This is a genomic window from Methanobrevibacter sp., assembly GCF_045577275.1.
GTDB lineage: Archaea > Methanobacteriota > Methanobacteria > Methanobacteriales > Methanobacteriaceae > Methanobrevibacter.
On sequence record NZ_JAZNIB010000211.1, the window covers coordinates 1 to 5,297 of the forward strand.

Annotated in this window: 6 protein-coding genes; 5 read left to right on the plus strand and 1 reads right to left on the minus strand. The window is 32.2% G+C overall.

Going from position 1 to position 5,297, the window contains the following annotated elements; all coding sequences use genetic code 11:
- Positions 1-144: 144 nt before the first annotated feature.
- The 4 genes from ACKI67_RS06075 to ACKI67_RS06090 all read left to right on the plus strand — a co-directional run bounded on the left by ACKI67_RS06075 (position 145) and on the right by ACKI67_RS06090 (position 3,033).
- Positions 145-552 (plus strand): translation initiation factor IF-2 subunit beta, encoded by a 408-nt coding sequence (locus ACKI67_RS06075; RefSeq protein ID WP_407462550.1) that lies wholly within the window; start codon positions 145-147, stop codon positions 550-552.
- Between the two features lie 105 nt (positions 553-657).
- A complete protein-coding gene (locus ACKI67_RS06080; RefSeq protein ID WP_407462551.1) occupies positions 658-1,698 on the plus strand; it encodes a 60S ribosomal export protein NMD3 in 1,041 nt (346 codons plus the stop codon).
- A gap of 111 nt (positions 1,699-1,809) precedes the next feature.
- The gene (locus ACKI67_RS06085) at positions 1,810-2,775 is read left to right on the plus strand and encodes a tyrosine--tRNA ligase (RefSeq protein WP_407462552.1); all 966 of its coding nucleotides are present in this window, start codon (positions 1,810-1,812) and stop codon (positions 2,773-2,775) included.
- 51 nt (positions 2,776-2,826) lie between these two features.
- Entirely contained in the window at positions 2,827-3,033 is a 207-nt protein-coding gene (locus ACKI67_RS06090) for a hypothetical protein (RefSeq protein ID WP_296855341.1), read from the plus strand.
- A 103-nt stretch (positions 3,034-3,136) separates the two neighbouring features.
- Here the strand turns inward: ACKI67_RS06090 and tmk are convergent, their stop codons facing one another.
- Positions 3,137-3,727 (minus strand): dTMP kinase, encoded by a 591-nt coding sequence (gene tmk, locus ACKI67_RS06095; protein ID WP_407462553.1) that lies wholly within the window; start codon positions 3,725-3,727, stop codon positions 3,137-3,139.
- Between the two features lie 271 nt (positions 3,728-3,998).
- On the opposite strand from tmk, the gene ACKI67_RS06100 reads away from it, so the two are divergent.
- Positions 3,999-5,297: peptidase U32 family protein (locus ACKI67_RS06100; protein WP_407462554.1), on the plus strand; the 1,299-nt coding region annotated here is incomplete at its 3' end.

Sequence of the window (5,297 nt, forward strand, 5' to 3'; positions counted from 1 at the left end):
TTATATAATAAATACATTAATAAATGATAAAAAATATAGTTTATATTAATATAACTCAAATACTATTTTTTATTAGAAAAAATTCATAAATTTTATTTGATTATACTTATTAGAAATTATTTATTATTCCAAAGAGGTGAAAAAATGGAAGATTACGAAAACTTATTAAACAGAGCTATTGACCAATTACCACCTGAGGTATTTGAAACAAAAAGGTTTGAACCTGTAAAGGCATACTCTGTTATTCAAGGTAATAGAACCTTTATCCAAAACTTCAAAGATGTTGCTGACTCCTTAAACAGAGATCCTCAACACGTATTAAAATATTTATTAAGAGAATTAGGTACTGCAGGAAACTTGGAAGGAGTAAGAGCAATCTTACAAGGTAAATTCAATCATTTCCTAATCAATGAAAGAATCGATGACTATATTGAAAAATATGTTATCTGCCATGAATGTAACAGACCAGATACTAAAATCATAAGAGAAGACAGAATCTTCATATTAAAATGTGCAGCATGTGGTGCAAAGGCTCCACTTAAACCATTATAATATCCTTTCTTCTTTTCTAAATTTTTTATTTTTTTAAAAAATCAAATTAGCCATTTAAATAATTATTAGTTTTTATTCAATTTTTACATATTAGAGTGTTTTAAAATGTTTTGTCCAGAATGCGGTGCAACAGACGTTGAAATGATAGATGGAATCTGCAAAAACTGTTTTTTAAAGAAATTTCAGCTTATGGAAATTCCAGAAAATATCTCTGTAACAATCTGCAAACACTGCAATGCAAAGTTAGAGGAAGGAAAATGGAAAGATGAGTACATTCCAGAAGAAGAAATCATCTACAGGGCATTGGAGAGAAACATTAAAATTTCCGATTTGGCTGAAAACGAGGAAATCGAACTTGAAATAGACCAAATGAGAGGAACAATTGCAGAATGCTATGTTGAAGCAGTTGCAACTGTTTTAGGAGAGGAAGTCGTAGAAACACACACACCAGATGTAAAAATCAATTACTCAGTTTGCCCTGACTGCAGTAAGAGAAATGCAGGTTACTATGAAGCTGTAATTCAATTGCGTGCAGATGATAGGGAACTTAAAGAAGAGGAAAAGGAAAAGGCAGAGGAGATTATCCATAGAACTCTTGAAAAGCAATTTAAAAAGGATAAATTGGCTTACATTCCTCAAGTTGCAAAACTTAAGGAAGGAAATGACTATTACATCGGATCTTTAAAGACTGCAAAAAAGGTTGTGGAACATCTCAAAGAGGAATTTGGTGGAACCACCAAGGAATCCCCAAGGCTTATCAGTGAAGATAAATCCACTGGAAAAGGGCTTTACAGAATATGGATTGCATTAAGACTTCCAAAATTTGTTAAGGAAGACTTTGTAAAGTATAATGATGGCATTTATCAAATCAATGATGTTGATGGAAATAGAATCCAAGTCATTAACTTGGAAAATCAGGACACAATAGCTTTAAAATGGAGAGAATACGATTCCATAGAAAAGATAGAGCATTTGGAAGGAGTTCAAAAAGCGATTGTTACATCAAAATCTCCAAATTCACTTCAGATTCTTGATCCTGATGACTACAGCCCAATCGATTTGGAAATGACTGAAAAATTAGAGAAAATCAATATCGGCGAAGAGATTGATGTAATCAAAATAGATGGGAAGATTTATATAATCTGAAAATCTAATAATCTAAAATTATAGCAAAAAAATCATAATTATAATAATTATCTAATAACCAATTATAATACCAATTACAATAAACAATTACAAAAACAAAAGTGTGATTACATGAACATTGAAGAAAAAATTGAATTAATTCAAGAAGGAACTTTAGAAATCATTGATGTAGATGAATTGAAAGAAAAGCTTGAAAAAGAGCATCCTATTGCTTATACTGGATATGAACCTTCTGGAAAAATTCATTTAGGTCATGCAGTAACAATCATGAAACTTAAACAATTACAGGATTTAGGATTTAAAATCAAAATCTTGCTTGCAGATTATCATGCTTTCTTGAATGGAAAAGGAACTGTGGAGGAAATAGCTGAAACTGCAGAATACAATAAAAGATGCTTCCAAGGATTAGGACTTGCTGATGAAACCGAATACGTTTTAGGTTCATCTTTCCAAACTGGAAGCGAATACACTAATGATGTTTATCAATTAGCTACTTTAACCACCTTGAAAAGGGCAAAAAGAAGTATGGATCAAGTCAGCAGACATGACGACAACCCTAAAGTTGCTAGTGTAGTTTATCCATTGATGCAAACTGCAGACATGTCCGCTTTGGAAGTTGATATTGCATTAGGCGGTATGGAACAGAGAAAAATCCAAATGTTAGCAAGAGAAAACTTACCTAGAATAGGAAAAGAAGCACCTGTCTGTATTCACACTCCTTTGATTCATGGTCTTGACGGGGATGACAAGATGTCCTCAAGCAAAGGAAACTACATCGCTGTTGACGATGATGAAAAGACAATCAAGGATAAAATCAAGAAAAGCTACTGTCCAATGGGTGAAACTGAAGGAAACCCTATTTTGGAAATTGCAGATCACTTCGTTTTCACACAACAAGACACTTTGCTTATAGAAAGACCTGAGAAATTTGGTGGAAACTTAGAACTCACTAAAGATGAATTATACAAAATGTACAGTGAAGAAAACTTGCACCCAATGGACTTGAAAAACGCAATTACACAATACTTAATTGATTTCTTAAAACCAGTTAGAGACTTTATGGAGTCACAGGAATAGTTGAAAGATTATAATTATTAATTTTTAAAAAAAAGATTATAGAGGGATAGAATGGAAGAAGAACCAGTATATGAAATGAAACTTACCAATGGAATTGGAGAACAAATGCTTGCTCATGTTATCGAACAGTTCGATGTTGAACTTAAGCAAACCGAATTTGGACCAAAACTCCAAGGTACAAAAGAAGAGCTTGAAAAAGCACAAGATTACATTGTAAAAGTAATGAAAGAAAGATTAGACGAATTAAATAGAAGATAATCTAATTTGACTATCTTACTTTCTACTTTCTTATTTTTAAAAATAAAATTAGTTAAAATTTAAAATATAATTTAAGATAAATACTTAAATTTTCTATTTTTGCTTATAAGATACAATCCTTACAAATATCAAATAATGGTGCAACTGCTTTTTTAATATCAGAAGAGACCTTATTCGGACCATTATTTGCATCAATTATTTTAAAGTTATCATATGATTTGGCTAAATCCAAATAATTCTGTTTTACTCCAGTCAAGAACTCTTCATTTTCAAACTCATCTGTTCCATCACATCTTTCAACGGATTTCTTGACATCCAAATCCAAGAGCAAAACCAAATCTGGAATCTTAGCATACTTATTTAACTCTTTAATCCATTCTTGAGGGTTTTGATAAGCCAAGCTTGAATAGAAAGATCTGTCACTTATAACTACAGTATTTTCATTTTCCAATCTTTCAATCTTATCCATTAGCATAAGCCTATCGGCAGCAAATAGCAACCCAAATGTTTTTTGCATGGAATCTGATTCTGCATCACTTCGAGTGAGCAACTCTCTGATTAGCTTTCCAATTTCCATGTCAGTTGGTTCAACAATTGTTTCAACATTGAAACCGTTATCTTCCAGCCATTCCTTTAACATTTTAATCTGGGTTGATTTACCAGCGCCATCTATTCCTTCCAATACAATATACATAGAATAGAATTTATTTTTAAAAATATATAATTCTATTGAAATTTTATTAGTTTTCACAAGCTATCGCAACTATAAATATACTAATTATTAATAAATTTACTATATTATCAATAAATTTACTATAATATTAAATTATAATATTAAAAATATGTATATAATAAAATTGACATATTTATTAATAGTTAAATTATTAAAAAATATTTCAAAATCAAATTCATTAAAATTAAAAAATACAATCATAAAAACAATCAAAATATAGGGAGATTACTTAATGACATTACCTGAATTATTAGCACCTGCAGGAGACTATGACATATTGGTTACAGCAATCAATGCAGGGGCTGATGCAGTATACATATCTGGAGAAAGGTTCGGAGCAAGGGCATTTGCCAAAAACTTTACTCTAGAGGAAATAGAAAAAAGTGTGGAATACGCTCACTTGAATGGAGCAAAAATACATGTAACCGTAAACACCTTGATAAACAACTTTGAAGTTGTGGATGTGGTGAAATACCTATTCTACTTATACAAAGTAGGAGTTGATGCGGTTATTGTACAGGATTTGGGAATTATTGAACTCATTAAAAACCTCATTCCAGGTCTTGAAGTTCATGCTTCCACACAAATGACATTAAGCGATTATGATTGTATTTTATGGGCTGTGGAAAACAATGTCTCCAGAATAGTATTGCCACGTGAAATAAGTGTGGATAAAATAGCTGAAATGTCAAAAAAAATGCAGGAATCCAATATCACTATGGAACTTGAAGCATTCGGACATGGAGCTCTTTGTTACTGTTTCAGTGGAAACTGCTACATCTCCTCATACAACAGCGGACGTAGTGGAAACAGGGGAGCATGTGCACAGCCTTGCCGTAAGCAATACAAACTCAAATATAAAAACTACAATGTTGGAAACGGATACCTGTTGTCAACTCATGATCTTGCAGTATACAAAGGATTGGATAAAATAGAGGATGCGGGAGTCTTTTCACTTAAGCTTGAAGGACGGATGAAATCTGCAGATTATGTGGGAACAATCACAAATGCATACAGACATCTTATTGACGGTGATGAAGGAGATTATGAAAAGGATTTGAGTCTTGTATTCAATAGGCAATTTACTGACGGTTATATCCTCAATCAAAAGCCAGGACAAGTTTTAGGAAGAGAAAGTTCAGGCCACGAAGGGGTTTACATCGGAAGAATCACAGAAAAGAAAGGGGATTTAATCACAATAGCTAAGGAAAACGAAGATTTCAAGATAAACCTTGACATTGGTGATGGAATCGGATTCAAGTATAAGGACAAGATCAAGGGAATCTATATTGACAATATCAAGGAACAAACCGATGAATACATAAAGATTGAAACAACAAGAAATGTCCGTGAAGGGGACCAAGTTCTCTTAAGCTATTCCAAATCCACTCACGACAACCTCAAGAAATTCCATAATGAAACCATAAAGCAAAACATTCCATTAGATTTGGACATCAAATGGACAGATGACCTAAGACTTAACATCAATGCCAAATTCAAGATTGTTGAAAAGGGAATAAACAATGAAAAC

What these genes read in the sequence shown, in the direction of transcription:
- ACKI67_RS06075 (WP_407462550.1), top strand. Translation starts at nt 145, where the DNA reads ATGGAAGATTACGAAAACTTATTAAACAGAGCTATTGACCAATTACCA.
- ACKI67_RS06080 (WP_407462551.1), top strand. Translation starts at nt 658, where the DNA reads ATGTTTTGTCCAGAATGCGGTGCAACAGACGTTGAAATGATAGATGGA.
- ACKI67_RS06085 (WP_407462552.1), top strand. Translation starts at nt 1,810, where the DNA reads ATGAACATTGAAGAAAAAATTGAATTAATTCAAGAAGGAACTTTAGAA.
- ACKI67_RS06090 (WP_296855341.1), top strand. Translation starts at nt 2,827, where the DNA reads ATGGAAGAAGAACCAGTATATGAAATGAAACTTACCAATGGAATTGGA.
- tmk (WP_407462553.1), bottom strand. Translation starts at nt 3,727, where the DNA reads ATGTATATTGTATTGGAAGGAATAGATGGCGCTGGTAAATCAACCCAG.